Origin of the sequence: Aromatoleum sp. (assembly GCF_035254505.1) — a bacterium.
Classification (GTDB): Bacteria; Pseudomonadota; Gammaproteobacteria; order Burkholderiales; family Rhodocyclaceae; genus Aromatoleum.
Map to the genome: position 1 here is coordinate 87,504 of NZ_DATFAO010000066.1, position 26,510 is coordinate 114,013.

The following is a 26,510-nucleotide window of genomic DNA, read 5'->3' on the forward strand; positions in this document are numbered from 1 at the left end:
TGAATCGAACAGCGTCTCAGATGGCCGCAGGCTGCAAGAGCGCCGCGCCCGTGCAACTATGTCTGCATCCTGGACTTTCGCGAAGGACGACCATCGTCCGAGGCCGCTTTCGCTATGCGTTCATCTTACTGAATGAGCTTTAAGGTTTGCCGATACATCGCGACGGCCTCTTTGCACTCCGATTTCGGAGGACGTGTTCCCCGCGGGTAGGTGCCTTCCGCATAGATGATGCCTTCGGCGAAGCCGCGCTTGATGTCTTGGTCGGAAAATCCTTGCATGAGCAGCGCTCTGTACTGGCGCTCGGTCTCGTTCGGCAACGGTGCTTTACCGGTGCATTTCTCATGAAGGATGCCCGCGATCATCAGTCCCTTTGCCGCACCCAGTTCATAGGCGCCGGCGTGCGCCGACGTTGCAAATAGCATTTGCAACGCAAGGGCCGCAGAGACAGCTGCCGAGCGCGAGCAGTGCATCACTCGGCCTTCGAGACGATGCGGATCATCTTGTCGTCCTTGTCGAACGAGACGCGGACACCGCGATGCTCGGCGCCGACGAGACTCGCCTGAACGTAGAGCCAAAGCACCGACTTGCGACCGTCTTCGGCATACTTGACGGACGCCGGCTTGCCGAGCCTCGCGACCGCCTCGCTGTAAGTGGTCACGCCCGGCTGCATGACTTCCACGTCAGACATGGCGAAGTTGGTGCCGCGGGTCGCGCAGCCGGTGAGAAGGGCCGCAGCGAACAACATGGTGGTGATGAGTTTCATTGACCTGCTCCTGATGACAAAGAAAAGCCCCGCAGAGCGCGAGGCTTCAAATTGGTGGAAGGTGGGCTGTTAGGCCTTGCCGGCGAGGATCGCTTCGATGGTGGCGATCTCGCTCATGGCGCCTCGTCAGTTGGTGTTGTCCATACAGTTTGCCCAGGTCTTCATGTGCGCGTCTTTCGCGTCGGCAGCCTGATCGTAACAGTAGTCGATGGCGAACTGGCTCAGGGCGTCGCCTTTGTCGCCCGTGTTCATGGCGCCGGCGGCGAGCCTCAAGTACTTCTCCTTTGGCTCTCCGCGCATGCGATCGTTATACACCGCAGGGCCATTCCGCCCATGTTGGAACAGAATGTCGCGCGCAAGGTGGCGTGTTGGTAGTCCTGCCCGCCCTGCGCGGTAGTGACTTTCATGGAAGTTCTTCTGACGATAAAGAAAACCCCGCGACAGAGGCGGGGCTGAATATCGGGCGCGGTGATACTTAGCCGTTGCCTGCGAGGATCGCTTCGATCGCGGCGATCTGCACCGGCGACAAGTCCTTCATCTTCTTGACCAGCTCGGTCTTGGTGGTCGTAGTCGGCTTATCCCTGGCTTTGCGTGCCTCGAAGTGCTGCCCCATCCGGGCGGGGTCGAGCTGGTCGAGCATCACTTCCACCACGTCACCCTGCTTGATGCCGAAGCGCTTGGCGACCTTCTTCAGCTCGGTGACGTGTGGCTCGTCCATCGTGACCATGTGGCGAACGAGGCCCTTTTCTTTGTAGAAAGCGCTCGGCCCGGTGCTTTCCTGCACTTTGTAGCCCTCGATAGCGTCGTCCTGCGCGTCGTCTGAGCGCAGTTGAAATTCATGTGTGTCCATATGTCACGATTGGTGCGTGGCCGATAAGAATACAATAAATGACATTCGCCGGGGTGAAGCTACCCCTGCGGAAACGATTCGGAATACGAGTAAAGGAGCTGAGACAAGCCACCGGCCTGTCTCAGGAGGCGTTCGCCGATCGCTGCGGCTTCGCTCGCAGCTACATGAGCCGCATCGAGCGTGGTGGGGCGAACCCGTCACTCGATGCTGTGGAGGCGCTGGCAGACGCGCTTGGCGTCGAAGTGCGGGTGTTGTTCGAGACGAGCGCCGCTGCGAACGACTCGACAGGCGTCATCGAGGTTCCATATGCGGCGGACGGGACATGCTTCAATCCCTCGTTGCTGCGCCCCCGAGCAAAGACATACGCCGTCGGCGAGAAAAGTGACACCTTGCGCTTCGACACCTTCGAGGCGGCTCTGGCGCACTTGAAGACGATGACGCCGGCCAAGTGGTGGCGCCCCAACGAGAAGGGTGACTGGGGCGTGGTGACGGCTGTGCGTTGGGCACCTCTTCCAGCCCAAACTTCAGCTCCAACCCCTCAGCCTTCAGATGACGGTAGCACCTAGGCGTCGCGTCACCGGTCATCGTCGCAAGTTCTAGCAGTTCGGCCGTGACGGCTGCTCCTAGGGGAATCAACGCTTGATCCGCCCGACGGTCCGGGCCTTACGGACGGATCTTACGTGAGCCTCTTCGACAATTCGACGAGCCAGCGAATGGAGTCGTCCCCCCGGCCGTTACCAACGCGATGGCGTTTTCATCAGGGCGCGACGTTTCCTGATCGCTTTGCCCGCGCCGATGTGGGTGGCAAGCGTTCGCCCACGATGCGAACGCCTGACTCAGATTTGTGCTCGTTTCGATGGCTGCAGAATGGGAGTTCGCGTAAGTCGCTTGAACGCGAGGCAACAGCGACTTCAAGCTTGCGTCCTTGGTTGTTTTGATTGCACTCATTGATACCAGGATGAGGGTATGCCTACGGGTTACATGATATGCTCCTTGGGACCTGGTACTGCAGTGAGGGTAGTTGGAATGAGGACGATGTTCCCGGGGCATTTCCCACCGATAGGTGCGGAGGTTGAAGGGCTATGGGCTGACTGCGTCTTCGTCCTCGACGCGAACATCCTGCTCAACTTGTACAGATACTCTGACGCAACGAGAGATGAGTTCGTCGAGATCCTGGAAGCTTTGAAAGACCGGCTTTGGCTGCCGCACAGAGCAGCAGAAGAGTACTTTGACAACCGGCTCACGGTCATTGCCCAGCAAGAAAAGGCGTACGAGGACGCGCTGAAGACGATAAAGGGGCTTGAAGAGAGCCTGTCCAACGCGCGCGAGCATCCGTTTCTTAGTGACGGTCTGATGCGGAAGTTTAGCGGTGTACTTCAGGAGGTTGTCGCTGAACTCGGCGAAACGAAGAAGAATCACGCGGGCCGTATGTCGCAAGACGGGGTCCACAAGACCGTTGCCGAACTATTCGACGGGCGTGTCGGCTCCCCTTATCCGAATGTCGAGCTTGAGGAAATCTGCAAGGACGGCGAGGACCGCTACGCGCGCAAAGTTCCACCCGGATACAAGGATGAGGGCAAGGGTGGCGCGGTGGACGCGTACAGAAAATTTGGAGACTTGATCGTCTGGCGACAGATCATGGACCGCGCCTCTGAGGTCAAAAAACCGGTGATTTTCATCAGCGACGACAAGAAGGAAGATTGGTGGCAAATCTTTCGAGGCAAGACCCTCGGCCCACGCCCCGAACTCATCGCGGAGTTCACAGCTACGACCGAACAGCAATTTTATATGTACCCGGCGGATCGCTTTCTTGAGTACGCAGCGAAGATAGTCAAGCGTGACGTTACGCCCGAGAGCGTCAATGAGGTTAGAGACTTGCGCAAACGGGACCTCGTTTTTCAACAAGCAAACCTTCCGTTAGCACCTTCTCATGTAGAGGAAGAGAGTGTGCGGTCGCATTTTTTGATCGCGGAGTTGGCGAATAAGGCTCACACCGCACGTAAGCGATTACACGAGGCCAAGCAACGGCTTCCTTCTCTGCGCATGAAGGCCGATTCGTTGCGGTTTGCCCTTTCTCTCCACCAAGAAAATCTTGAGAGGTCTAAGGGGAACGACGAAGAGGCGATAGCTGGAATCCGCGGAGTGACCGAGGAGGAGCGCGAGGTGGAACGAGAATTTGCCGCGCTGCGTCAGCTAGAGACGGAATGCTTCGCCCTGGAGAAGGCGCTTGAGGCGGCGCGTGATACCCAAGGGGACCACGTGCTTCGGCCCGCGTGGGCCGGTCTTTTCGACTCAGATTTACCCTCGAATGTGCGGTTAGTAGACCCGACACGTGTACTCAATCGTTGAAACCAGCTGATGCCTTCGTCACGTACTATGCACTTGCGGACCTGCTGGTCCGCGAGCGACATAGCCTGTGCTACCAGAACGAGAAGAACGAGCTGATGGCCTGTTCTGGCGCGACGTTGGGAACGCAGGCGTGGACTGACTCCGCCGCAGTGGTGACGCTACCTCAAAGCCCCTCGTAGTAAGCACGGATTCTCTCGGCCATGAGTTGCCGTCTCGCGGTCAGGAACTCGTCGAATCCTCGCTCATCCATCCCGAAGATCGCTTCCGGCACGCAGTTCGCAGCCAGATTGGCGCGCAGATTATCCATGTCGACGATCGCTCCGTATTTCAACGCCCCACCGTTGCATTGGCTCTGCATGTGATCGAAGTAGGTTGACGGCGCCTTGTTGCCGATCTTGATGTTGATCTCTTCCTGTGTATAGGCGTAGTTGGCGATCTGGTTGTATTGGCTCCGCGGCAACCCTGCCTTCTTCAGAAGGTCGCGGGGGAAGATGTGGTGAATGTCTCCGAGATGGCTGACCAGCTCCCTCACCGTGACGTCCCTGGATAGAAATCCTTTGTCATTTGCCCGGATTTGTGCGGCGACGAAGACCCAGAAATAGGGACTGCTAGTACCAGACGTCTCCAACTGCTGAACTAGTCCGAAATCCCAGAACGCTGGAGAGAGTTCAGCCTGTTCGACCCTAGCAAGGATCTCAGCGAATTCGCCTGCAGCGATTTGACGAATGTCCTTGTCGAACTGCGTCTCTGACGAGCCGGAATAGCGCCCCGTCAGCACAGACATGACGAACCATCGGCGTACCAGCGATTCGATCTTGCCGTCCTCGACTCCAGCCGCGCGAAGCCGCAGAAACACGATATAGGCAAAATTGAGCGCCCCCTGCGTGCGGATCATGCCGCCGTCGATGAAGCCCGCCGTCTTGATGATGATTATGAAGCGCTTGAAGTTCGACTCGTTGATGAAGTCCAGGACGCCGGACGTTAGCTTCCCGAATGACGCTTCGGCAATGGCTTCCTCATAGTCCTTCGTCTCAAAGTTGCGTCCCGACAGCAAGCTCACCAGATCAGGCAGCTTGGCGCGACCGAACTCCTTGGTAAAGGCGACGCGCAGCAGATCGTTGTACGACGGGTCGTATAAGTTGTCGTTTTCGTTGCGCAGCCATGCCATCTTCTGGAAAAACGGCGTTTCCGCGAAATCGGAATCCGCTTCCTTGATCTGCGAATAGAACTCGGGGGCAATCGCCATGTGGCAGAAGTAGTCGATGCATTTGCGCAGTTGCTGGCCGCCGTATTTCTGATCAGCAGCGATCTTGGACATAACGAAGTCTGCCTGCGACAGCACCGTACCCTTCGAGTTGATGCGAATGAAGATCTCCGTGACGGTCTCGATGTCAAGGTCGTGCGAAAGCTCGATGAGGCCGATCTGCTTTTTGGCGATCGCGGTCAAATTGGCTAGGGCTGCTTCGACCCGTTCAGGATCGGCGCTCGGGTTGGCATCCATGTACTGCCGATGCGCCTTTATCAGCCCAACCTGCCCACTGACCAGCGGCGCGACGTCAGAAATCCACGCCGCATCCTTTGTGATGGCCGGGTTCGTAACCTCGAAGCGCTCCTCGAGCGGATTGAACGCAATCGAGATCCGTACCTTGCGATAGTCCTTGTTGATGACCTGCTGACCGATAATCGCAGCCGTCAGTGCTGTAACGCGCTGCTGACCGTCGATCAGGATCATCTTCCCCGCTGCGACGGTGCCGTCCTTCAGCTGGACATCGGGGTTACGCCAAGCAATGAGGTAGCCAACGGGGTACCCCTGATAGAGCGAATCCAGCAGGTCGCGCACCTGGCTACTGTCCCAAACGAACGGCCGCTGGATTTCGGGAATCGCAATCTCGTTCTCGCGAACCTTGGCGAGGACACTTTCGATGAGGTACTGATTGACGGCGTATTTTTGCGTTTGCATTAGCCTATCGCTCTTAGTCTTCTTCGCTTAATGCCAACGTTCCCTGCTGCGGATCGCGCACATTCGACGCTGACGGTTTATTAGTCGGGCAGGCGTCGATCAAGACAACGTCCCGTCGCCCCGCAAGCCCCAGTTCGGAAAGGATGTCTTGAACCTTTCGGAATTCACTCAACGAAAAATAGAGAATGGCCTTGATCGATTTTGCCGTATCGTTCGCTGCCTCGTACACGCCAACCTGATGTTTCAGATTCTGTTTCAGCTTGGTGTTCGACGCCAGCTTGAACTCAATCAGCGTTTTATCTCGGCTGCCTTTAGAGACCTTGAAATCGACAGGACCCCGCCCGTTATTGACCTCACGATTGACATCGTAAACGGAGGCGCACCAAGTCAGCTTGTACATGAGCTGCAGGTCCGCCTCTCGATGAATCGGTTTGCCCCCGTGGTAGAAGATACGATAGCCGTCCTGATCCTCGATAACGGATTTCAAGTAATGCAGGCGCCGCAGGGACTCTTCAAAGCTGTCGGCCGCCTCTTGGTAGAACGCGGAGCCAACTAGCTTTTCATCCACCAGCGCGCGAATCTGATGGATGAATTGCTGCTCCGTGTCACGAACCCTCGAGCTGCTGACCTTATGAGCCTCCTCACCCGTGTCCTCCTTGTGCCGGATGTAATAGTCCAGCACCTGCGGATACTGTTCGATGGTGGTTGCGGCAGCCTCTCGAACCTCCTCATCATCGGCATCTTCCGACAAGCGCCGTAGGAAGTATTCATTGACCTGCGCACGCAACTGCTCGTCCGGCATCGACTGATAGATACCCTGAAAGTTGTCGAGCAGATCGCTGCGGTTGATCCAGGCCTCGTCCTTGGTCAGGAGGGCCTTCGGCGTCAACAGCACATAGTCGTTACCGAAAACCGGCAGGTGATAACGACCTCCTTTCCATCGCCTGGCTTCGTAATCAAAGGTCACCTTGTCGACGGCAAACTGCCGTCTAAACTGCGGCGCGATCTGGGTCTGCGCAAAGGTCTGGGTGTAGTCGAGCAGGTACCGCTTGATCAGGTTGGTCGTGAAGTCACTCAAGTGATCGCGGCCGACCTTGTCCGCCAGCAGGCACAGCTTTTCAAGATGACTTCCGCGAGTGATCGTTTCGCTGCCGAAGTCCTTGAACACCTGATGCAGATTCCGATGCAGGACGCCGGCGAACTGTTTGCCGAGACCGCTACCCTTGTTCCCCGTCTTGCTGAATCCGAGCCAGTTCTGGCTGACCTCCGGGAAAGCAAACCAGCTATCGAGCAATCCCTTGCTGATGCTGTCATCAGATGAGACATCGCGCAAAAACTTTACATAGCGGATGATTTCCTCGTGAAGTCGCTTGTGTTCCGGTTCATCACTGTCAAACAGCAAGAACGGGTCGATGAACAGCGGGAGGTCATTTATCAAAGAGATATTCAGAGCGCCGTAGTCCTCCAGCACCTGTGGCGGGACATCGAAGAAGTCCGTGAAATAAATCTTCGCGACTGTCGTCATACAGATAGTTCCGCACACTGGTTGAACGCCTTCGCAAGTAGCGCATCGAAAGCAGCTCGGGCCTTGGCAATGGCGGCAGACTGCTGCGATTGGATGGAGCGCGCCGAAGTGAATCGCTCGACGAACTCGGCCTGCAGCTCCAATGGAGGCAGCAAGACAGGAAAACCGCCGAGCTGGGTGCGATTGATGGTCGCTATACCAGTGGTTTTTTTGGCAATGCGGAGGAAATAGGCTTTCCCATAGTGGCTGCCGACCAGCTCGCGCAGATACTCTGGAAGCACCTTCTTTCGATCGGCGCGAACCTTGAAAATGTGATTCTGGTGAAGGCAGGTCTCGATTTCCCCGGACCATAGCGCTGCACGGCCTAGCTTGTCAGGGTCGCCGCCCTCGGTCATCAAAAGATCACCACGCATCAGACTGTATTTTTCGATCTCCCTGCGCTTGACCGCAATATACTTAACCTCGGCCAGGTCAAGGCGACCATCTTTCACGTTAGCAACGCGCATGTATGGCAACTCAATGGCTTCCGCAGGGTCTAGTCTCCTGCCCTTTGTTGCCCCCGAAATAATTTGTGCTACGTACTCGAGACTCGCACCTGGCCACCCCTTCTGATTCATGACCGGATCGCCGAACATATCGAGAAACAGCGCGGGGATGAGTTCGGCCGCTTTCTTCTCGGCCTCCCGCCGCAGGCGAACAATACCTTCGGCGCGGGAAAGCAGATCAACGATGCGACGTTGCTCGGAAATCGGTGGCACGGGAATCTTGGTGGCAGCAAGAAAGCTCGTCGGGACACGCTGCTGCCCGCCAGTTCCCGTAAAGTTCCGCTTCGCCTGCCGGCGAAAACTCGGCTGCCGGACGTAGTAGAAAAGCCATACTGGAAGGACTTCTCCTTTGGAGCGGAGGACATGGAACTCTGTTGAACCGAAGCCTGCATCGCCAATCAGGTTGTCCGCGATCGCGGCCTTGCCGTTCTCCATGCAAGGAGTGATCTTTGCGAACAGTACGTCGTCATTCATGAAGTGCGTATAGCCCTTCTTGACTTCCGCATATCGTCGAATTTGTCTATCCGCAATCGTTCCAGAGACTTCATCGACGGCTGCCATTGGCACGAACGTCACGCTTTGATCATCTGCGATCCCGTGTTCGCGCGGTAGCTTCGGATTGACGTCGCAAATCTCCCCAATCTGCTTCAATGGCCACGCTGTCATGCAACTCGCTCCGCCAGCACGGCCTTCAACGCTTCGACTTCCTCTACGATCTCGGCCTCGATGGCCGCCAGCTCGTCGAGGATTTCCCGCGGGTCGCGATGCTCCACGGCAGCTCGCGTCATGGGCCGGTGGCGTCCGACCGAGAGATTGAAGTCGTTGATCCGCAGCGTCGCCGCATCGGCAAACCACCATTTCGCAGCCCATTCCGCGCCGGCGTCGCGGGACTGCCAAGCTGCGAGATTCGCACCTCGCTCCCGGTACGCCGCCGCCAGTCCTGGCAGATCATCGGCGTCGATGGCCGTGTCGTGGTTGGCGTCGAGCTTATAGCCGTCGTTGTCGGCATGCAGAAACAGCACGTTCTCGGTGCTTCCGCCCTTCCTAAAGAACAGCACCGAAGTCTTCACCCCGGAATAGGGCTGGAACACGCCGCCCGGCAGCGACAGCACCGCCTCGACACAATTGTTCTCTATCAGTTGCCGGCGCAGTTCCTTGTGCGCGCCCGTGGAACCGAACAACACCCCCTCTGGCACGATGACGCCGCATCGACCGCCAGGCCGCAGGCTGTCCATCATGTATTTCAGGAACAGCAGTTCGGTGGCCGTGCTGGTACCGACCTTTACCTCCTCGACCACACGGTCCTTATCGACGCGCCCCGCAAAAGGGGGATTAGCGAGGACGACGTGATACCCCTCCTGCGGCAGACCAAGCTCTGCCTTGCGTTCGTTGTCCAGCGACGTGGTCAGGACGTTCCTCAGCAGTACGCGCACATTCGGCAGACCGCGCAAGGTCAGGTTCATGGTGGCGAGGCGCACCATCTTGGGATCGACGTCGTTGCCGAAGAAGGTGGCCGACTGCAGGGCCGAGCTTTGCTTGGCGGAAAGCTGGTCGCCCAAGCCCCGCTTCTGCTTCTTGCCGTCGAGTTCCACTTCCTGAATCGCGCTCGGCGACGAATTGGCGAGGCGGATATGGTTGTAGGCCGCCACGAGAAAGCCCGCCGTGCCTGCCGCGGGGTCGTAGATGGTCTCGCCGACCTTGGGATCGATAATCTCGACGATGGTGCGGATTACGTGCCGCGGCGTGCGGAATTGCCCAAGCTCGCCGGCCTGCCGAATCTGGCGCAGCACATGCTCGAACAGGTCGCCCTTGGTGTCCGAATCGGCAGCGTCCAGCCTCAGGCCATCGACCAGAGTGATCACTTGCGTCAGCACTGTTGGGTCGATGATGGCGAGTCGGGCGCCGTCCATGAAGTTGTGCGCCGCCGCCTCGCCCATCTCGGCGAAGAAGGGAAACACTTCGTCGCGGACGAAGCGCACCAGTGATTCACCGGACAATCCCTTGGCCCATACCGACCAGCGGAAGCGGTCGCGTGGGATGGAGGTCTGGTTCGCTTGACCGTTGAGGGGATTCCTGATCTGCCAGTCGCCCGCAAACAGGCTCTTATAGGGCTGTTTCAGCACCTTCGCCTTCATCTTGTTCTCAGCGTCGATACCTTCGACCAGATAGAAGAAGAAGAGGAAGGACAGTTGCTCGGCGTTGCTGACGGGATCGGGGTAACCGCCGCCGAAAAGGTAATCGCGAATCTGGTCGATCGACCGACGCATGTCTGGCGTCAGGGGCATTGCTGGTTCCTTGGATTTAGTGCGCGGAAGGGCGCTCGCCGCCCAGTCTCGAGCTGTCGTCGAGGTTATCGTTATCGTCAATGAAGACGGCCGCATTGAGTGAGGCTATCAGATCGTCGAGCGCTGCAGCGCCCCCGAAGACGCGCCTTGCCTCATTCAGGCCGCCGATCTGGGAAAAGACATGGAAGAAGGCGAAATGCTCGGCCATGACTTCGGTGAGCGCGTCGGCGTTCACCTTTATCTGGCTGCCGAGTAACCGCAGCCAGCGCTCCTGCTCGGCCGTCAGCTCAGCCCGCTGCAGCAGCCAAGCCTCGAAACGGGTGCCCAGCTCGTTCTGCCGCTGCTCGTCCGCGGCCTGGAACATCATGTTCCCGTTCTCATCAACGGTGATCCACTCGCGCGTAGTCGGATCGATGTGATCGTCGATGTCGAGGGCGAGCAGCCGGCGCGCTTCGTATTTCTTCCGCTTCTTCGGCTCCATGACGATGCCGCCTTCGGCGAACTCGTCAGCATCACCGTGATACTCGCACACGCCGACGAAGTCGAACATCGTGAAGACCGGCTTCTGGTCCGTCTTACGGGTACCCCGGCCGCGCATCTGCTGGTAGAGGATCGAGGAGCGCGTGAAACGGGCAAAGACCAAGTTGACCACGGCCGGACAGTCAAAGCCTGTGTCGAGCATATTCACCGACACAAGGATGCGGGGGAATGGCTCTTTCTTAAAGCGGCGGATTTTCGCCATACCGTCGAGGGAATCGTCCGCCCCTTGGCCCGATACCACGTAGTCGGCGATGCGGATGTCGGCCGAAGGTTTGTCGTGGGCGAACTCCGCGTCGAACAGCTGGGCCAGCGTTTCCGCGTGCCGTTTGTTGACTGCAAAAACGATGGTTTTTCCCAGCAGCGGTTTGCGCAGAACGCCCTTGTGGTCGGTGAAGCCCTCTTCCATCACGCGACGGAACTCGCGCACGATGGCGCGATTGCGCTCGGGAATGGTGAACCGGCGTTCGAGGGCAGCGGGGTCGACGACGATGCTCTCTCGTCCTTCAAACAGTTTGTCGAATTCCTCGCGGGTATCGCCACTCATTGACGACCAGTCCAACTCGCTGCGCTTCACCTCGAAGCCGCCCTCGGCGGCGGTCTTGACGGTCTTGGCCTTGTAGATCTGGTACGGCACCAGATGTCCGTCGGCGATGGCATCCTTCAACTTGTAGGAGAAGGTCGGTTTCTCCACCTCGAAGAAGCGCAGCGTGTCGCGCACGAACAGCTTGTCTTCCTCGTCGCCGCCCAACTCGTCGAGATTGGAGACGCAGGGTGTCGCCGTGAGGCCTAGCTGGATACCGTCGAAGTGTTTCAGTACCGCACTCCACTGGCCATAGATACTCCGGTGGCACTCGTCGGAAATGATGAGATCGAAGTAGCCCGGCGAGTAGTCCGCGTAGATATTGACCATGCTTTGCAGCGTGGTCACGGTGATGAGCTTTTCGTCCTGGAACCGACGGCCTGCCCGCAGCACGTAGCACGGATAGTCGGGTAGGTGTTCGACGAAGGCATCCTCGGTCTGCTTCGCGAGCGGAATCCGATCAACGAGAAAGAGGACACGGGTGATGGCGTTCGCCTCGAAGAGACGCTTGATGAAGGCGGCTGCGGTGCGGGTCTTGCCAGTGCCCGTCGCCATCTCGACCAACAGCTTGCGGCGGCCGGCGCCGATCTCGCTGCAAAGCTTATCGATGCAGGTGATCTGGTAGTCACGCTCGACGATACGCCGGTCGATGGTAACGCTCATCGGGTCGCGCCGAACCTGTCGGGTCGCAAACCGACGCTCAAGGTCCGACTGCTTGAAGAAGGTCTTGACGGCGTGCGGGTATGCTTCTGTTTCCCACTCCCAGAAGCGAACCTCGTCGCCGTTGGCTAGGAATACGTAGGAAACCCCCAACTGCTGCGCGTAACGCTTGCCCTGGTCAGTCGCGTCACCGGGATTGACCGAGAAACGCTTTGCTTCAATGACAGCCAGAGAACGACCATTCCGGTCGCACAGCACGTAATCGGCCCGAGTACCGTCCCCCAGGACAACCTCGTAGCGCACGCTGTTCGTGTCCTTCGTGTTCCACCCTAATGCTGCGAGCTGGGCATCGATGAGAACGCGGGCGTGAGCTTCGTTGTTGTTCATGGGCGTCCGGCTAGCACGGAGGAGGAGCGATTATCGCCGCAGATGCCTGAACCATGCCAGAAGGATTCGGCTGAAATGCCCTTGAAGTCATGGACGACCGCTCCACTACTTACTTCGGCTGCTGACCGGCCTTTGGTCCGCAATCGGCGCTCGTCGCCTCTATAAGACTCATGCTCAAGTACTCGGATTGAGGAACAGACCACCAACACCCGACTCGCCGTCTTCTAGGACTTCGATGCTACCTGTACATAGCACTCTTTGCCCCCTAGAACACTCCAATCTGCGGGCAAGTCACGGGCAAGTCACGAGCAAGCTTCAGTCGCACAACATCCCGTAACTGGCTGTTTACTTGGGCATTCTCATTGCCTATAAGGGATAAGTCAGAACTCACAATAATAGATCTGCTAACCGACCAATCTTATGCAGACAAGGAGTTTTGACATGACCAAGAACACGCTCATCCGCATCACAGTTGCCGACTTCATCGCCGATCGTCTCGCCGAGTGTGACAAGACACAGCGCGAAATCGCCATCGAATGCGGCTTCGAGAAGCCGAACATCATCACCATGTTCAAGAACGGTTCGACGAAAGTGCCATTGAACCGGATCGGGCCGTTGGCGAAGGCCATCGGGGCCGACCCTGCCCATCTGTTGCGACTCGTGATGCACGAGTACTTCCCCGACACGTGGCAGGAGATCGAGGACATCATGCAAACGACCGTGCTGACCGCCAACGAGCTTGAACTGGTTCGCAGGTTTCGCGAGGTCACTGGCGACAATGACGCGGTCCCGCTGGTCATCAATCGTGATGCAGTCATCGCGATCGTTGCTGCGTGACGATTTGTTGAACGCTTGCGGCGGTGCGAGCGACTTTTCAGGGAGGTCAGCCATGCTTGTAACTAATGATCCAGGTCTTTACATCATCCGCTGCAAAGCCAACGGCGCCATGTATGCCGGCGCCGGCAAAAAAGGTCGGAAACGACTGCAGGGGCAACTGAGAAGTCTGTCTCGTGGCGACAATGGCTGCGAGCTGCTTCAGGCCGACTGGAATCGTTACGGACCCGACGATTTCGAGATCCGGTGCCTGCACGTCTCGCCCGACGAACTGGCCTGGCTCGAACAGGTCGTCATTCGGCACCTGAAGAGCCTGGAGGAACACGGCGGCTATAACAAAGCCTTGGGCAAGCCGCGTGCATTGGCCGCACGCATTCGTGACACCGAAACGAAACTGTGCAGGAAAGGCAAGTTCACGCTGTTGAAGACGGTAGCACCGCATGCACGGATCGCGGAGGTGATTGCCAGAACCTTTCAGCAGCGATTCCATCGGTTGGCGGACGAAACGGATGCAGCGGAGCAAGCGATAACTTTCGACCCTGATTGGGCGGAAACGCTGCTTGGGGCTTTCGAGATCGTCGCGTTGGCGGAACTGACGAGGACGAAGAAGAAGGTACTCCACTGACCTTCACACGCTCCGCCCACCGTCATGCGCCTGCAGGGCGCCACGCCCCGCAAACGGGTCGCAGCCGCTAGGCGATCTTCTTGGCAAGTTCGGCGGCGCTGATGGAGACGTAGCGCTGCAACATGTTGGCAGTTGTGTGTCCCGAGATCGCCCGCAACTCCAGAACAGTGAGTCCGAGGTTCGCGAGTCGCGTCAAAGCGTCGTGGCGCAGGTCGTGGAAGGTAAAATTCTTGATCCCGGCTCGAGCCACTGCACGCTCATATGCCTGCTTCAGTGCTTCGATGGTGACGGGAAACACTCGACCATCCAGGGTCTCGGGGAGTCCCTTCATCATCGCCACGCAGGTGGATGACAGGGGAATCGTCCGAGGTTCGTCGGTCTTCGTCACGTCTAGTCGAGCAGTCGCGTTCAGGAGATCGACGTTTTTCCAGCGCAGGGCCAGGATTTCGCTTCTTCTGGCGGCCGTCTCGAGCGCGAAGATGACCACTGGTTTGACCCAAGGATTTCGGCAGCGGGTAAGCTCGTGAAGAAGCGCCGCGCGTTGCGCATCGGTCAGCACGCGGTCTCGGGGCTTTCCTGGCGAGGGTTTTCGGACGAGGGATACCGGATTCCCTTGCAGGTTGATTCCCCACTCGCGAATGGCCACCGTGAAGATGTGCCCAAGCAGCTGAAGTTCCCGGAGAACAGTCCCGGAGGAAACCTTCTTGAGTCGTTGATCCCGCCACGCCGCGATCATCTGGGCTGTGATGGCGGCGGCTGAATACTTCGCAAGTTCAAGTTCCTTGAACCGGCTGATCCTGATCAATTCACTTCTCGATCCTCGCTTGCTCGGACTGACCTCCTGGCCGTAGCGGTCGAGCAGCTCTCCTAGGGAGGTTCGCTTTGCCTCTGTTTGGTCAACCCATTCCCCGGCGTCCATGAGTCGTTCCTGCTGCCTGGCCCAGCGCTCCGCGTCCTTCTTCAGATCGAATGTCTTTGACTGTTGAGGATGTCCCCTTCGGCGGACGACAGCCTGCCACTTGCTGCGTAGCTGGCGAATAGTTGCCATGATTGCGTACTCCGGTGTGATCGGAGTGTGATCGCGACGGGGAGCAGGCGAGTGCGCTGGTGACGTAAGTTGCTGAATCGCAACTCTTAAGGGCCGATAGCTCAGCTGGGAGAGCGCTGCGTTCGCAATGCAGAGGTCGGGAGTTCGATCCTCCTTCGGTCCACCATCGAATTCGAGCAAATCAAGGGTTGGAGAAAGCCAGCCCTTTTTTGCGTCCACGTCAGTTCTTCCTTTTAGCCGCGGACGTCCCCCGTCTCGTCGCAGGCCGCACATACTCGGCGAGAAAGCTGCGGACGCTGCCGTCGGCGAAGGCGACGTCGACTTCCTCCGCACTTGCCGCGACCACCTTCCCCAGACCGTGGCGACGCACCTGCACGGCATCGCCTTCGGCGAAGGCGGCGCGCGCGGTCTTGTGCTCGGAGGTGGGCGTTGGCTCAGGCTCACGCGGGCGGCGCAGGGCCTCGCCGAGGCTCACGCAATTGTCACAGTGCCCGCAGCGCTCGAAAGGGATTTCGTCGCCGAAGTAGTCGAGAAGCAAGCGCCAGCGGCATCCCCCGCTTTCGGCGTAGGAGACCATGCGCTCGAGCCGTTCCCGGTCGGCGCCTCGTCGCAGATCGTGGTCCGCCAGGAGCCGCTCCAGACGTGCGGGTTCCGGCTTCGGGCCGCTCGTGCGGTAGTGGCGGGATGCGTCCATGCGGATGAGCCCGGCTTCGCGCAGAAGCTGAAGTGCAAGACGCAACTTCGTCGGCGGGACCCGCGCCCGATCGATCAGCGTGGCCAGATCGACCGCGCCCTGTTCCGCGCCGGCCTCGTCGAGTGCGCGCAAGGCGGCGCTCAAGTGATGGGCCGCCGGGTAGCGGCGCAGCGCGAAGAATTGCTGCACGCGCCGATCGGCCGGGTCGTTGAACAGCACGCAGTCGGCGGGATTTCCGTCGCGGCCGGCGCGGCCGGATTCCTGGTAATAGAAGTCGAGGCTGGCGGGAATCTGGAAATGCGCGACGAGCCGGATATCGGCCTTGTCCACGCCCATGCCGAAGGCGTTGGTAGCGACCATCAGCGGCATTTCTCCGCTCATGAAGGCGTCCTGAACCCGGCGGCGCTCTGCCGCCGGCAGGCGCCCATGGTAGAGACCGCCTTCGCGTCCCTCGGCGGCGAGTGCCTGCGCGACGCCGCTCGCCGCGTGCACCGTCGCGCAGTAGACGATCGCCGGTCCGCCTGCCGCATCCAGCGCGGCACGAAGGTGGCGCAGCTTGTCCTCTTCGCCTGCGACATGCTCGACGCGGTAACGAAGGTTCGGGCGGTAGAGGCCGGTTTGAACGACCCGGGAACGATCCAGTGCCAGGATGCGACCGATGTCGGTGACGACGTCCTCAGTCGCCGTCGCGGTCAGGGCCAGGACCGGCGGGCTGCCGAGACGACGGCGCGCGTCGGCGAGTTCGAGATAGGCTGGCCTGAAGTCGTGACCCCATTGCGATGCGCAATGCGCTTCGTCCACGACCAGCAGGCTGACCTTTGTCCTCGCCAGAGGTCGTGCCCATCCGCCCTCGGCGAGTTGCTCAGGCGTGATGAAGACGATTTTGCTGCGACGCTCCAACGCGTCGGTGAGTGCATGCACCTTATCGTCCTCGGTGACGGAGCTGTGGATCTGACCGGAGGCCACGTCGATTTCGCGAAGCTTGTCGGCTTGGTCCTTCATCAGCGCTATGAGCGGCGACACGACCACCGTCAGCCCCGGCAGCAGCAGGGCGGGCACCTGATAGCACAAGGACTTTCCGGCGCCGGTGGGCATGATGGCCAGCGTGTCGCGCCCGGCGAGCACGCTCTCGATGACTTCCTGTTGCCCGGGACGCAAGCGGTCGATGCCGAAGCGTTCGGCAAGGTGCCTGCGCCAGTTGCGCGGCAAGGTGCGGGGCGGTGCGGGCACGGTCTCCATGCTCGGCACGCGAGCAAACGGCGTGCGCGGGGGCGTGTCGAGGGCCCGGGACGTGCTGGTGGCTAAACGACGTTCCTCGCAGCCTCATGGATCGCCGCACGGATCCGGGGATAAGTGCCGCAGCGGCACAGGTTGCATTGCATGGCTGCATTGATCTCTGCGTCGGTGGGCCGCCGGGATCGCTTGAGCAGTGCGGCGGCGCTCATCAGCTGGCCGCTTTGGCAGTAGCCGCACTGCACGACGTCGATCGCGATGAAGGCCTTGCGCAACGCATCGGCTTCGCGTCCCGACAGTCCTTCAACGGTCGTGATCGTCTGCCGCCTCGTGAGGACGTCTTCGACGGTCGTGGTGCAGGCGCGGGCAGCGACGCCGTCGAGGTGGATCGTGCAGGCACCGCAGACGCCGACGCCACAGCCGTACTTGGTGCCGGTGAGCTTTAGTTCGGCGCGGAGGACCCACAACAAGGGGGTGTCCGGCTCGGCCGTGATCTCGTAGGGCTTACCGTTGACCAGCAGGCTTGGCATGGCAACTCCAGAGGGGGGCGGGCTTGAAGCGGAGCGGTAGCGAGCGTAGCCGCCGGCCAGTGAGCGCGAACAGGGCATTCGCAAGCGCGGGGGCGATGGGCGGCGCCCCGGCCTCGCCGACACCGGCGGGGGGCTCGTTGTTGGGAATGATCTCCGTTTCGATCTGCGGGCAGGTGTCGATGCGGACGACGTTCTGATCGTCGAAGGTGCGTTGCTTGACCCTGCCGTTCTCGATGACGATTTCGCCGTGCAGGGCGGCGCTGAGGCCGAAGACGATGCCGCCTTCCATCTGTTGACGGATCAGGTTGGAATTGACGGCGAAGCCGCAGTCGATGACGCAGACGACGCGATGCACGCGGATCTGCTCGTCCGTATCCAGCGATGCTTCGACCACCTGCGCGACGATGCTGCCGAAGCTCTCGTGCAGGGCGATGCCGCGGGCCTTGCGCTGTCCGTCCGGTGTAGGGGCGGGTGGATTCCGCCAGTCGGCAAGCGTGGCCGCGCGTTCAAGCACGGCGCGGTGGCGTGGATGGTTTTGCAATAGTGACAAGCGGAAATCGACCGGGTCGCGTCCGATCGCCACCGCGGCTTCGTCGATGAAGGATTCGGTGAAGAAGGCGTTGTGCGAATGTCCGACGGAGCGCCAGAAGCCGACCGGCACCGGAAAATCGACGCGCTGGTGCGCGACGCGGGCGTTGGGCCATTCGTAGGGCCGGTCGAAAGCGCCTTCGGAGGTCGTCCTGTCCCGAAAGGGCCAGGGCAGGCCGATCGTGCGCTCGACGACCTGATCGAGGATGGATTGGCTCGCGGATGTGTTCCACCAGGCGACGAGCCGGCTGTCGGCATCGAAGCCGGCACGGAAGCGCGATATGCAGGCCGGGCGGTAGAAATCGTGGGTGGTATCTTCGCCGCGCGACCACATCGTCTGGACCGGGGGCCCGCCCGCAGCCCGTGCGATGGCCGCGGCCTGCGCGATGTAGTCGACTTCGAGCCGTCGCCCGAGGCCGCAGCCGATCAGCAACACTTTGATCTCGACCTGACCCGGCGCAATCCCGAGGACCTTGGCGACTGCATGCCGCGCGGTCGTCGGGACCTGCGTCGAGGCCCACACGATGGCTTTGCCGTCCCTGACCTGGACCGTGCAGTTCATCGGCTCCATCGTCATGTGGGCGAGATAGGGGACGCGGTACTCGGCCTCGATGCGCTTGACGGCGCCGGCGAGGGCGCTTTCGACGTCGCCGGTCCGGTAGTAGCTGCGGCCGTGCTCGCTGTCCAGGGTCTTGGACAGTTGATCGAGTACGTGGGCGCCACTGATGCTTGCCATCGAGCCTTCGTTCCAGGTGATCCGGACGGCATCGAGCGCCTTGTCCGCATGCCAGGGTGTATCCGCGATCACGGCGACGCCGGCAGTGCCGCCGTGGAAACCGTCGACGGCGAGCACCTTGCGCACGCCCGCAAGCCGCATTGCCCCCGCGGGGTCGAAACTTGCGACCGTGCCGCCGAGTGCCGGACACATGCGCACACTCGCGTAGAGCAGTCCGTCGGGTAGCGCGTCGATGCCGAAGACCGCGCTGCCATCGAGTTTGGCGGGAGCGTCCATGCGTGCCAGCGGTTTGCCGATCAGCGTGAAGTCCTTGATGTCCTTGAGCGGTGGATCGTCCGGGAGCGCTTGGCGTGCGGCGGCCGCGGCGAGTTCGCCGAACGCGGCGGATCTGCCCGAAGGATGGACGACACGGCCGGAAGATGCCCGGCACTCGGCCGCCGGCACCTGCCACTGCTCGGCCGCTGCCGCGATCAGCATCTGGCGGGCCGCCGCGCCGGCCTTGCGCATCGGCAGCCACAGATCCTTGATGCTGGAGGAGCCCCCGGTCGTCATGATGCCGATCTCGCGCGCGAGCTTTGCCGTCATCCAGTCCGCCACGGGCTTGAGCGGGCTCGGGTCGTCGGCGCGAAACGGCAAGCTATCGACGGCGACCGTGATGTTGTTGTAGATCGCGTCGATCGGCACCATCTCGGTACGCACGCTGGACCAGTCGGCGTCCATCTCGTCGGCGAGGAGCATCGCGAGCGAGGTCATGATGCCCTGGCCCATCTCGCTCTTGGACAGCATCACGATCACCGCGCCGTCGGGGGCGAGCTTGACCCAGCCGTTCAAGGTCATCTCGTTGCCGCTCGCCGGCAACGGCTTCGAGGGCGTCATCCGCTGCCGGGGCGGCAGCACGGACCAACCTACGACGAGGGAGCCGAGCACCCCGGCCGTTCCGAGAATGAACCGGCGTCTGCTTACCATGCGGCCATCTCCGTCTCGAATGCGGGACGAACTGCACTTCTGCATAGCTGGCCGGCGCTGGCCGGTCAAGCCTGGTTACGCGGCGAAGGCGCTTCCGGTAATGGGCTTGCGGAATCGATTCGCATAACGATTGAGAAATCCCCAATCGAATCGGCTGGAAATATCGCCGAGCGGATCGGCCTCGTCACGAAGATCGTCGAACCCAGCGCCCCGCTGTTGGATCGCGCACTGTCAGTCGCCGCCCGCATCGCCGCGAATGCTCCGCTGGCCGTGCAGGCGGTCAAGAAGCCGTCGCGCCAGATCAGCCACCTCAGCGAAGCGGATGCACAGCAACTGATGGAACTTTACTGGGGCGTGCTGCGGGATAGCGCGGACCGCCTGGAGGGCCGCCAGGGTTTCGCTGAGAAGCGGCAGCCGCTCTATCGCGGCAGGTAAGCACGCCGGAATCCGGTGCAGGGAGCTCATGCGATTGGCAGCGCAGCGCCACGCCGGCAAACTCAATGCACCATCGCCTGGCTCACGCCCAGAGGACATCGAGGTGCTGTGCGAGTGGGTGGCGATCCATTGCGGGAAAGAGTCGACGAAGCCGGAGCTGCGGTTGGACCCTATCACGGAGTGACGGCTGAAATCTGCTTTGGGGCCGCTGACCGGACGTTCGTACTTCAGGAGGTTGTGAAGGACTTCTTCATCGCTCCCAGCGTGAGCCCAAAATGATGCTGCAAAGATTTCCCCGCTGAAGGTCAGGATCCCGATATGCGAGAAAATCATCATTGAATGTGCCAAATGTGCTGTCCGGCCGATGCTTCAGCCCTTGGTAGAACACTTCGATGACCTCATGCCCGAAATCGTGGCCGCGTGGATAAGCGGCAATCACTCCCTCACGCTCGTCCTCTGTGAAATGTTCATAGTTGCGGCCCGCCATATCCATTCCGGCTCCTGCCTGTACCAAGAAGACCTCCGGGGCCATATGTTCCGGGATACCTGGGGTCGTGTGGAGGGCGATGGCAAGCCAAACTTTCTCGATATCTCGTTCGTCGATCCCATGTCCACGCAGAAAATCGCGTGCGGCGTTCGCGCCGTCCACCTCGAAGCGTAGTCGGCTTTCGTGGTAGCCAGGGGTGATGCCGATATCGTGGAACATGGCCGCTGCGTAAAGCAGTTCCGGGTCAAATGCCAGGCTATTCCGTTTGCCGGTCAAGGCGCCCCAAAAATAAACGCGTGTAGAGTGGAGGAACAGCGCCTCACTCGCGACGCCGCGTATCAACTGTGTTATCTCGTCTGCAATACGGCTATCTGGAATCGTTACGCCAAAGATGTCGGTGCTGTTCACGATCTGATCCTCGTGCAATTCTGCAATCCTGCCTATACGCCCGGCGCTTCTTCTCTGTCAGCGGTAATGGCGCGGCGACCGTCTGGCGGGCCCCGCCGACGACCCGGGGATCACTAGCATCCCCAGGTTGAAACGCGAAATCTGCGTTTTTATTTGGCATCGGGAAAAACGAGTTGCTGTTCGCCCGAGTCCGTTACGAAGATGGCAAGGAGCTTCGCAGGGCGCTCCTTGCTGGCATTGCGCGCCACCTTATGATGGGCGCCCGGCGCCTCGTACCATCCTTCCCCTGCTCGGTAGAGGCGGGGCTTCTCGTCACCGACAGCGCTGACGATCTCGCCGGAAAGCACTTGGGCATAGATAAATGCGGACTTCGGATGCGTGTGCGCCGGGGAGGCGGCGCCCGGCGGGAAGAGGACTTCGGCCGCAATTAACGTCTTGCCAGGGACGTTGGGCAGCTCGCGCTTGAACAGCGGCGTGACTCTCTCCGGGGGCTTCAGCGCACCTGCGTTGGTGTGGTGTTGGGAACCGTGTGCGCCGGCCGGAAACGAAATTGCAGTAACGATGGTCGCGCAGGCGGAAAGAATGGCGTGCTTCATCTTAGAGTTCCATCTCGAAAGGCGCCCGGGGATTACTGCGCGGCCACTGCCGCCGGCGTGGCACGAAAGCTGATCGCCATCCGGTTGTAGGCATTCATCAGGCCAATCGCAATGGTGAGGTCGGCGAGCTGTCTTGGGTCGAATACGGCAGCCGCTGCTTCATATTCGGCGTCCGGGACTTCCGTTTCAGCTACGCGCGTCACTGTCTCTGCCCAGGCAAGCGCAGCACGCTCGGCGGTGTTGAACAGCGTACCGCCCTCGCGCCAGGCCGGGACCAACACGACCTTCTCGACGGCGACTCCTTCTTTCAACAGGTCGCGCGAATGCATATCGATGCAGTAGGCGCAGCCATTGATCTGCGACACGCGAAGATAGATGAGATCGACCAATACCTTGGGCAATCCGCTTTGCAGGATGTGGCCGTAAACACCACCCAGCGTTTTCATGCCCGCCGGTGTGGCGGCGCTGTAATCCAAGCGCTGCGTCATTGTTGTATCTCCTTAGTTTTGAAGCCGTTGAACGGGCTGGAGCCGTAGAAGAAGAATGCGCGCCACGGTGGTCATAAAAAAGCACCAAGACTGATTGATTTCTATGTACCATCATTCATGCGCTTTCTTCCTATCGACCTTAATCGCGCCAAGAAGACACCATTAGCCACGCAGATCTATGCGGCTATTCGGGAGGCCATCGAGTCTGGGCAGATTCCCGCCGCAGCGAAGCTGCCCTCCTGGCGGGATCTGGCGGCTCAGTTAGGCGTCTCTCGTGGCACCGTGCGCTTGGCCTACGAACGCCTTATCGACGAACAACTCGCAATCGGGCTCGGGGCGGCCGGCACTCGGGTAACCCAGCGCCCATCTACTCCCCCTGCATCCGGTTGGCCGCGAGAGACGCCGCCAATTCCGGAGCTCTTCCAAGCGTTCTCTGCCACGCCATTGACATTTCAAATGGGTGTCCCCGCTCAAGACGAGTTTCCGTACAAGCTTTGGTCACGCATCCTGGTCCGGGCCGCCCGGCACGCTGCAGCAGCCCCGGTCGGGTACCCAGACCCGCGTGGTGATCCAAGCTTGCGCAGGGAAATCGCGGCCTACCTGGGGATAGCCCGCGGGATTCAATGCAGCCCTTCCCAACTGCTGATAACGGCCGGCTTCTCCGGAGCGCTCGGACTGGCGATCCGTGGGCTTGAACTGGAAGGAAGGACTGCTTGGACGGAAGACCCCGGCTTTCCTCTGACTCGCACTGCGCTCGCCCTGGCCGGTATGACTGCAACAGCCATCTCCGTCGATGATGAAGGGCTTGATGTCGATACAGGTCTTCGGATCTGCGCCGACGCGGCTCTAGCAGTCATAACACCGGGACAGCAGGCACCGTTGGGCATGACGATGTCGCTCGCCAGGCGGCTCGCATTGCTTGCATGGGCCAGACGAAACGATGCCTGGATCATAGAGGACGATTATCTAAGCGAGTTGCAGCTAGTAGGACGTGCCGCTCCGGCGCTCGCGTCGCTCGATCATGGGGGGCGGGTGCTGCACATCGGCACTTTCAGCAAGACGATCAGCCCGGCGTTGCGTTTGGGTTTTTTGGTAGTGCCGCCTGAGCTGGCCCGCCGGTTTGGCGACCTTGCGGCGTGCCTGGCGCCGGCGCCAGCCGCCACCACCCAACTTGCCGTGGCCGATTTTTTGCGCGAAGGGCATTACCTTCGCCATCTGCGCCGCATGAAGCGGCTTTATGCCGCTCGAAGAGAAGCGCTCCTTCGCTGTTTGCGCGAAGAGGCCTTGGGCTCGATCGAAGTCCAAGCGACTGCGGGTATGGCTGTCGTCGCGCGGATTCACGAATCTGTGTCTGACGTGGACGTGGCTTTGTGCGGCCAGCAGCTCGGTCTGGCGCCATCCCCATTGTCCCCATGGTACGTCCAATCTCCCCGGCCGCGTGGCTTGCTACTCGGCGTGACCAATCTCAATCAAGATCGCCTTGCCGCACACTGCCGTCAGTTGGCGGAGTTGGCGCGATCACTCTGACGGAAGGACGGCATCTGCACTGTAGTGCAGGGCACCTCCTGCGGCGCCAATGGCCGAAACGCCCCGCCCACCCCTCACCCCGCCATCTGCCTCAACATATACTGCAACACCCCCCCATGCTCGAAGTAGTCCCACTCCTTTGCAGTATTGATCCTGACCTTGGCCCGGAAGGTCGTGCCCGTTCCGTCGGCTTTGCGCGCGGTGATCGTGACTTCCGGCGTGTGGGCTTGCAGCCCCTCGATATCGAACACTTCCGTCCCATCCAGCCCCAGCATCGCGGCGTTCTGGCCGTCGACGAAATTGAGGGGCAGCACGCCCATCCCCACGAGATTCGCCCGGTGGATGCGTTCAAAGGATTCGGAGATCACGGCCTTGACGCCCAGTAGCAGCGTGCCCTTGGCGGCCCAATCGCGGGAGGACCCGGTGCCGTATTCCTTGCCGGCCAGGATGACGAGCGGCGTTCCCTTGGCGGCGTAGCGTTGGGCGACGTCGTAGATGGGTTCGGCCTCATGAACGATGGCATTCACATAGGCTGATACGCCGCCTTCGATGCCCGGAGTCATCGCGTTCTTGATGCGGGTGTTGGCGAAGGTGCCGCGCATCATGATTTCATGGTTGCCGCGGCGGGAGCCGAAGCTGTTGAAGTCGGCGGGTTGGACGCCGCGGTCAACGAGGTATCGGCCGGCGGGGCCGTCGCGCTTGATGCTGCCGGCGGGGCTGATGTGGTCGGTGGTGATGGAGTCGCCGAAGACGGCGAGGCAGCGGGCGCCCTTGATGGGCTGGATGCCGGGCGGGGTTTTGGTGATGCCTTCGAAGTAGGGCGGGTTGCGGATGTAGGTGCTGGCGGCGTCCCAGTCGTAGGTTTCGGATGGGGTGACGCGGATCGAGCGCCAGCGTTCGTCTCCGGTCAGGACGTCGGCGTAGCTCATCCTGAAGAGTTCGGAGGTGACCGAGCGCGCGACCTCGGCCTGGATTTCCTGGTTGGAGGGCCAGATGTCGGAGAGGAAGACCGGCTTGCCGTCCTTGCCGGTGCCGAGCGGCTCGGTCGTGAGGTCGACGTCCGTGGTGCCGGCGATCGCGAAGGCGACGACGAGCGGGGGCGAGGCGAGGTAGTTCATCCGCACGTCCTGGTGGATGCGGCCTTCGAAGTTGCGGTTGCCGGAGAGCACGGCGCTGACGCTCAGGGCGTTGTGCTGGATCGCTTTGACGATCGGTTCGTTGAGCGGGCCGGAGTTGCCGATGCAGGTCGTGCAGCCGTAGGCGGCGAGGTGGAAGCCAAAGTGCTCGAGGTCGCGCAGCAGGCCGGATCGTTCGAGGTACTCGGTGACGGCGCGCGAGCCGGGGGCGAGCGAGGTCTTGACCCAGGGTTGGCTCGCGAGGCCGAGTGCGCGCGCCTTGCGGGCGAGCAGGCCGGCGCCGATCAGTACGTTGGGGTTGGAGGTGTTGGTGCAGGAGGTGATCGCGGCGATCACGACCGCGCCGTCCTTGAGCGTGAAGGTACCACCGCCGTCGGTGACCGTGGCCGGCCCTTGGGACGGGCGCAGGGCCTGTTCGGCTTCCAGCGCCTGGCGGGAATTCACTTTGACGGCGGAGAGCGGCACGCGGTCCTGCGGGCGCTTCGGTCCGGCGAGGCTGGGGACGATGGCGCCGAGGTCGAGTTCGAGCACGTCGCTGTATTCGGCCTCCGGGGCGTCGGGGCTCCACCACATGCCCTGCGCCTTGGCATAGGCCTCGACCACGGCGATCTGATGCTCGCTGCGGCCGGTGAGGCGCAGGTAGTTCAGCGTTTCCGTGTCGATCGGGAAGATGCCGCAGGTCGCGCCGTATTCGGGGGCCATGTTGCCGATGGTGTTGCGGTCGGCGGCGGTGAGCTTGCTGAGGCCCGGCCCGAAGAATTCGACGAACTTCTCGACGACACCGCGTTTCCGCAGCATCTCGGTGACAGTGAGCACGAGGTCGGTGGCGGTCGCGCCTTCGGCGAGCTTGCCGCTGACGCGGACGCCGATCACCTCGGGAATCAGCATCGACGAGGGCTGCCCGAGCATCGCGGCCTCGGCCTCGATGCCGCCGACGCCCCAGCCGAGCACGCCGATGCCATTGACCATCGTGGTGTGGCTGTCGGTGCCGAAGCAGGTGTCCGGGTAGAGCAGGCCGTCCTTGTCGAAAACGACGCGCGCGAGGTATTCGAGATTCACCTGATGCACGATGCCGGTGTCGGGCGGCACGACCTTGAAGTTGCGCAGCGCTTCCTGGCCCCAGCGCAGGAAGGTGTAGCGCTCCTGGTTGCGCTCGAATTCGATCTTCGCGTTGATGTCGAAGGAGTCCTTGCTGCCGTAGCTGTCGACCATCACCGAGTGGTCGATGACGAGTTCGACCGGGCACAGCGGATTCACGGCCGCGGCGTCGCCGCCGAGCTTCCGGATCGCATCGCGCATCGCCGCGAGGTCGACGACGCAGGGGACGCCGGTGAAATCCTGCAGGATCACGCGGGCCGGCGTGAAGTTGATGTCGTGGGCGGGGAGTGTCTTGAAGTTCGCTCCGGCCAGAGCTTCGATGTCGGCGCGGGTGGTGCTGACGCCGTCTTCGTGCCGCAACAGGTTCTCCAGCAGCACCTTGATCGAGTAGGGCAGGCGGGCGATCGGGTAGGCGGGCTCGAGGGCTTTCAGGCTGTAGTAGGCGTAGGTCCGGTCACCGACGGCCAGCGTTGTCCTGACGTTGAAGCTGTCTTTCATCACGGCATCTCTCCTGACTGATGAAGCGTCACGGGGCCATCGCTGCCCGCCCTATGCTATGAAAGCAGTATAGGAGGCAAGGGACGACATGGGCCAAGGCTTCGCCCTAACGGTATTTCGTTGCCGGGGTGACAGTTGG

24 protein-coding genes and 1 tRNA gene are annotated in these 26,510 nt (G+C 60.9%); 8 read left to right on the top strand and 17 right to left on the bottom strand.

Going from position 1 to position 26,510, the window contains the following annotated elements:
* Positions 1-125 precede the first annotated feature (125 nt).
* From VJ673_RS13605 to VJ673_RS13620, 4 genes are all read right to left on the bottom strand, one after another.
* Positions 126-422: a hypothetical protein gene (locus VJ673_RS13605; RefSeq protein ID WP_324126654.1), complete on the bottom strand. Its 297-nt coding sequence runs from the start codon at positions 420-422 to the stop codon at positions 126-128.
* A gap of 47 nt (positions 423-469) precedes the next feature.
* Positions 470-763 carry a hypothetical protein gene (locus VJ673_RS13610; protein ID WP_324126655.1) on the bottom strand — a complete coding sequence of 98 codons (294 nt, stop codon included), beginning with the start codon at positions 761-763 and terminating at the stop codon, positions 470-472.
* A gap of 126 nt (positions 764-889) precedes the next feature.
* Positions 890-1,036, bottom strand: a complete 147-nt coding sequence (locus VJ673_RS13615) for a hypothetical protein (protein WP_324126657.1) — start codon at positions 1,034-1,036, stop codon at positions 890-892.
* Positions 1,037-1,238: 202 nt separating this feature from the next.
* Positions 1,239-1,613 carry a hypothetical protein gene (locus VJ673_RS13620; protein ID WP_324126658.1) on the bottom strand — a complete coding sequence of 125 codons (375 nt, stop codon included), beginning with the start codon at positions 1,611-1,613 and terminating at the stop codon, positions 1,239-1,241.
* A gap of 38 nt (positions 1,614-1,651) precedes the next feature.
* Here VJ673_RS13620 and VJ673_RS13625 point away from each other — a divergent pair, with 38 nt between their 5' ends.
* From VJ673_RS13625 to VJ673_RS13635, 3 genes are all read left to right on the top strand, one after another.
* Positions 1,652-2,179 carry a helix-turn-helix domain-containing protein gene (locus VJ673_RS13625; protein ID WP_324126659.1) on the top strand — a complete coding sequence of 176 codons (528 nt, stop codon included), beginning with the start codon at positions 1,652-1,654 and terminating at the stop codon, positions 2,177-2,179.
* Positions 2,180-2,639: 460 nt separating this feature from the next.
* On the top strand, positions 2,640-3,962 hold the full coding sequence (locus VJ673_RS13630; RefSeq protein WP_324126661.1) for a PIN-like domain-containing protein: 1,323 nt from the start codon (positions 2,640-2,642) through the stop codon (positions 3,960-3,962).
* Positions 3,959-4,141, top strand: a complete 183-nt coding sequence (locus VJ673_RS13635) for a hypothetical protein (RefSeq protein WP_324126663.1) — start codon at positions 3,959-3,961, stop codon at positions 4,139-4,141. Before VJ673_RS13630 ends, VJ673_RS13635 begins: the two co-directional genes overlap by 4 nt.
* Here the strand turns inward: VJ673_RS13635 and VJ673_RS13640 are convergent.
* From VJ673_RS13640 to VJ673_RS13660, 5 genes are read right to left on the bottom strand one after another with little or no spacing between them, the layout of a single operon-like run.
* Positions 4,126-5,922 carry a GmrSD restriction endonuclease domain-containing protein gene (locus VJ673_RS13640; RefSeq protein WP_324126664.1) on the bottom strand — a complete coding sequence of 599 codons (1,797 nt, stop codon included), beginning with the start codon at positions 5,920-5,922 and terminating at the stop codon, positions 4,126-4,128. The two genes, VJ673_RS13635 and VJ673_RS13640, sit on opposite strands and share 16 nt — an antisense overlap.
* Before the next feature lie 13 nt (positions 5,923-5,935).
* Complete coding sequence (locus tag VJ673_RS13645; RefSeq protein WP_324126665.1) at positions 5,936-7,447, bottom strand: DUF8370 family protein; 1,512 nt, start codon at positions 7,445-7,447, stop codon at positions 5,936-5,938.
* Complete coding sequence (locus VJ673_RS13650) at positions 7,444-8,658, bottom strand: restriction endonuclease subunit S (protein WP_324126666.1); 1,215 nt, start codon at positions 8,656-8,658, stop codon at positions 7,444-7,446. The genes VJ673_RS13645 and VJ673_RS13650 overlap by 4 nt, the downstream gene beginning before the upstream one ends.
* Complete coding sequence (locus VJ673_RS13655) at positions 8,655-10,277, bottom strand: HsdM family class I SAM-dependent methyltransferase (protein WP_324126667.1); 1,623 nt, start codon at positions 10,275-10,277, stop codon at positions 8,655-8,657. Before VJ673_RS13655 ends, VJ673_RS13650 begins: the two co-directional genes overlap by 4 nt.
* A 16-nt stretch (positions 10,278-10,293) precedes the next feature.
* Entirely contained in the window at positions 10,294-12,444 is a 2,151-nt protein-coding gene (locus VJ673_RS13660; RefSeq protein WP_324126668.1) for a DEAD/DEAH box helicase family protein, read from the bottom strand.
* A gap of 441 nt (positions 12,445-12,885) precedes the next feature.
* On the opposite strand from VJ673_RS13660, the gene VJ673_RS13665 reads away from it, so the two are divergent.
* Together VJ673_RS13665 and VJ673_RS13670 are read left to right on the top strand one after the other, a co-directional pair.
* The gene (locus VJ673_RS13665; RefSeq protein ID WP_324126669.1) at positions 12,886-13,281 is read left to right on the top strand and encodes a hypothetical protein; all 396 of its coding nucleotides are present in this window, start codon (positions 12,886-12,888) and stop codon (positions 13,279-13,281) included.
* Positions 13,282-13,333: 52 nt separating this feature from the next.
* Complete coding sequence (locus VJ673_RS13670; RefSeq protein WP_324126670.1) at positions 13,334-13,903, top strand: GIY-YIG nuclease family protein; 570 nt, start codon at positions 13,334-13,336, stop codon at positions 13,901-13,903.
* 67 nt (positions 13,904-13,970) lie between these two features.
* On the opposite strand, the gene VJ673_RS13675 is transcribed toward VJ673_RS13670, so the two are convergent.
* The gene (locus VJ673_RS13675) at positions 13,971-14,951 is read right to left on the bottom strand and encodes a site-specific integrase (RefSeq protein WP_324126671.1); all 981 of its coding nucleotides are present in this window, start codon (positions 14,949-14,951) and stop codon (positions 13,971-13,973) included.
* 90 nt (positions 14,952-15,041) lie between these two features.
* On the opposite strand from VJ673_RS13675, the gene VJ673_RS13680 reads away from it, so the two are divergent.
* Positions 15,042-15,117 (top strand) — tRNA-Ala (locus VJ673_RS13680).
* Between the two features lie 54 nt (positions 15,118-15,171).
* On the opposite strand, the gene VJ673_RS13685 is transcribed toward VJ673_RS13680, so the two are convergent.
* From VJ673_RS13685 to VJ673_RS13695, 3 genes are all read right to left on the bottom strand, one after another.
* On the bottom strand, positions 15,172-16,875 hold the full coding sequence (locus tag VJ673_RS13685; RefSeq protein ID WP_324126672.1) for a RecQ family ATP-dependent DNA helicase: 1,704 nt from the start codon (positions 16,873-16,875) through the stop codon (positions 15,172-15,174).
* A gap of 71 nt (positions 16,876-16,946) precedes the next feature.
* Positions 16,947-17,408 carry a (2Fe-2S)-binding protein gene (locus tag VJ673_RS13690; protein WP_324126673.1) on the bottom strand — a complete coding sequence of 154 codons (462 nt, stop codon included), beginning with the start codon at positions 17,406-17,408 and terminating at the stop codon, positions 16,947-16,949.
* Positions 17,383-19,698: a xanthine dehydrogenase family protein molybdopterin-binding subunit gene (locus VJ673_RS13695; protein WP_324126675.1), complete on the bottom strand. Its 2,316-nt coding sequence runs from the start codon at positions 19,696-19,698 to the stop codon at positions 17,383-17,385. The genes VJ673_RS13690 and VJ673_RS13695 overlap by 26 nt, the downstream gene beginning before the upstream one ends.
* A gap of 174 nt (positions 19,699-19,872) precedes the next feature.
* On the opposite strand from VJ673_RS13695, the gene VJ673_RS13700 reads away from it, so the two are divergent.
* Positions 19,873-20,133, top strand: a complete 261-nt coding sequence (locus VJ673_RS13700) for an enoyl-CoA hydratase-related protein (protein WP_324126714.1) — start codon at positions 19,873-19,875, stop codon at positions 20,131-20,133.
* Between the two features lie 250 nt (positions 20,134-20,383).
* On the opposite strand, the gene VJ673_RS13705 is transcribed toward VJ673_RS13700, so the two are convergent.
* From VJ673_RS13705 to VJ673_RS13715, 3 genes are all read right to left on the bottom strand, one after another.
* Entirely contained in the window at positions 20,384-21,028 is a 645-nt protein-coding gene (locus VJ673_RS13705) for an HD domain-containing protein (protein WP_324126676.1), read from the bottom strand.
* 149 nt (positions 21,029-21,177) lie between these two features.
* The gene (locus VJ673_RS13710; protein WP_324126677.1) at positions 21,178-21,624 is read right to left on the bottom strand and encodes a cupin domain-containing protein; all 447 of its coding nucleotides are present in this window, start codon (positions 21,622-21,624) and stop codon (positions 21,178-21,180) included.
* A 32-nt stretch (positions 21,625-21,656) separates the two neighbouring features.
* On the bottom strand, positions 21,657-22,112 hold the full coding sequence (locus tag VJ673_RS13715; protein ID WP_324126679.1) for a carboxymuconolactone decarboxylase family protein: 456 nt from the start codon (positions 22,110-22,112) through the stop codon (positions 21,657-21,659).
* A gap of 117 nt (positions 22,113-22,229) precedes the next feature.
* On the opposite strand from VJ673_RS13715, the gene pdxR reads away from it, so the two are divergent.
* Positions 22,230-23,639 carry a MocR-like pyridoxine biosynthesis transcription factor PdxR gene (gene pdxR, locus VJ673_RS13720; protein WP_324126680.1) on the top strand — a complete coding sequence of 470 codons (1,410 nt, stop codon included), beginning with the start codon at positions 22,230-22,232 and terminating at the stop codon, positions 23,637-23,639.
* A 74-nt stretch (positions 23,640-23,713) separates the two neighbouring features.
* Here pdxR and acnA read toward each other — a convergent pair whose 3' ends face one another.
* Positions 23,714-26,371 carry an aconitate hydratase AcnA gene (gene acnA, locus VJ673_RS13725; RefSeq protein WP_324126681.1) on the bottom strand — a complete coding sequence of 886 codons (2,658 nt, stop codon included), beginning with the start codon at positions 26,369-26,371 and terminating at the stop codon, positions 23,714-23,716.
* Positions 26,372-26,510 lie beyond the last annotated feature (139 nt).